The sequence below is a fragment of the Myxococcus llanfairpwllgwyngyllgogerychwyrndrobwllllantysiliogogogochensis genome, from assembly GCF_006636215.1.
GTDB lineage: Bacteria > Myxococcota > Myxococcia > Myxococcales > Myxococcaceae > Myxococcus > Myxococcus llanfairpwllgwyngyllgogerychwyrndrobwllllantysiliogogogochensis.
Map to the genome: position 1 here is coordinate 1 of NZ_VIFM01000525.1, position 1,590 is coordinate 1,590.

The window sequence follows — 1,590 nt, forward strand, 5'->3', positions numbered from 1 at the left end:
CCAGACGTGTATCCGAGACAGGGAATGGCCAGCGACGGCTGCGCGGCGTCCGCGAAGAGCGCCCCGGGCATTTCCCCCTCCACCGCGCTGCCGAGGATGACCCGGTAGCCCGCGGGCAGCACCGACAGGACGGCGTAACGCTGCTGGAGCGGCCCCTCCGGACACGTGAAGCTCGCCGACAGCTCCACGAAGGTCTGCCGGAGGAGCGCCGCGTGGGACGTGCGCGCGCAGGGCTGGCCGCCGGCGGTGAGCGGCATCGCGTCCCACACGCCGACCTCCAGCGAGGGCCTGCGGGCGTCGAGATCCGCCTGGGACACCGTGCCGTCCCCGTCCGCGTCGGCCGGGACGAGCAGGCCCAGCGTGCCCGAGGTGAGGGTGACGACCTGGCGCACCTCGGCCTCGGCGGGCCCGGCGCGACGCACCTGGGTGTAGAGGATGTCGGCGTCGTGGGCGGAGGCGGCGCTCGGAAGCAGCAACAGGCCCGCGAGCAGCGCTCCCCAGGGAAACTTCGTCATGGCGCGCGAGCCTGCCGCCCCGGCGCGCCCGCGTCCACCGCACCCTGGTCTATTCCGGAATGATCTCCAGCTGGACCTGCTGCCGACCACTCAGGCCGCCATGCCGCGCGCCGCAGCGGGGACAGAAGATGAGCTGATCCCACTCCCAGAGCAGCTTCACGTCCTCCCCACAGCACAGCATGGGAATCACGCGCAACAGCTCGTCCGGCTCCGGCTCCATGGGGCCCGGCAGCGACTCCGGCGCCACCGCGACGAACGTGGGACTGGGGTTGAGCGACAGCGTGCGCGAGACGTGCGCGAGCTGCTCGTAGCGGACGTGGTTGGCCCACGCGCGCGCCACCGACTCCAGATGCGTCTGCTGCGCCGGGGTGAGGAAGCAGTCCGCCTCCGCGCGGTGGCCACAGTAGGGGCAGCGCCACACGGGCAGCCCCTCCTCGCTCTCGTGCGCGTTCTCCAGCGCGAAGAACGCCTGCAGCTTGTGCAGCAGCGCGCGAGCGTCATGCGGGCCTGGCCGCGTCTTGAACGGGCGCATGCAACTGGGACACTCGCGGCGCGTGAAGCCCGCGGTGTCCCGAGGCAGCTCCACGCCCTCCGCCTCCAGGCCCTGGCTGCTCATGACAGCGCCGTCCGCCGGCCCCGCGACACCACGCCCACCACGAAGGCGAGCAGCGCGAAGAGCAGGAACAGGTGAACCCAGTACCCCTCGGTGGAACCCGCGGTGAGCCCCAGCCCCCACAGCACCATCAGGATCATCCCTATCGTCCAGTACACGCGGCACCTCCCCTGTCCCCTACCCGGACCGGCGCAAGCTAGGAACGCGAATGCCCACCGGCAACCCAGGGCCGCCTCCCGTCCTTTTCACAGGAAGCAAAGTTCCCTGTCCGGGCATTTTTTCCGACCGGTGAGAAGCCGCTCACCCCGTGAGGCCGTCGGAGTTCCAAGAGATCTAAAGGAGATAGAGGCGCGCAACCCCCGCCAAGGGCGCTGGCATGGCGCCTGCTTGGGTGTCTCCCCGTCGGAGTCAACGCGAGTGAGTGACTCCGTGAGCGCTGTGGCACGGGTTGCTGGGGAGGGT

The 1,590-nt window shown here is 70.6% G+C and carries 2 protein-coding genes and 1 pseudogene; all 3 read right to left on the reverse strand.

The genetic code is table 11. The annotated features are described in order from the left end of the window. Window positions 1-515: pseudogene (locus FJV41_RS49060) on the reverse strand (HupE/UreJ family protein); the annotation flags it as partial. Between the two features lie 49 nt (window positions 516-564). Next, window positions 565-1,131, reverse strand: coding sequence for a hypothetical protein (locus tag FJV41_RS49065; protein ID WP_141649493.1), 567 nt, complete (start codon window positions 1,129-1,131; stop codon window positions 565-567). Continuing rightward, window positions 1,128-1,286, reverse strand: coding sequence for a lmo0937 family membrane protein (locus FJV41_RS49070; RefSeq protein ID WP_141649494.1), 159 nt, complete (start codon window positions 1,284-1,286; stop codon window positions 1,128-1,130). The genes FJV41_RS49065 and FJV41_RS49070 overlap by 4 nt, the downstream gene beginning before the upstream one ends. Between the last annotated feature and the right edge of the window lie 304 nt (window positions 1,287-1,590).

Excerpts from the sequence above, each read along its gene's own strand:
- FJV41_RS49065 (WP_141649493.1), bottom strand. The coding sequence starts at position 1,131 with ATGAGCAGCCAGGGCCTGGAGGCGGAGGGCGTGGAGCTGCCTCGGGAC.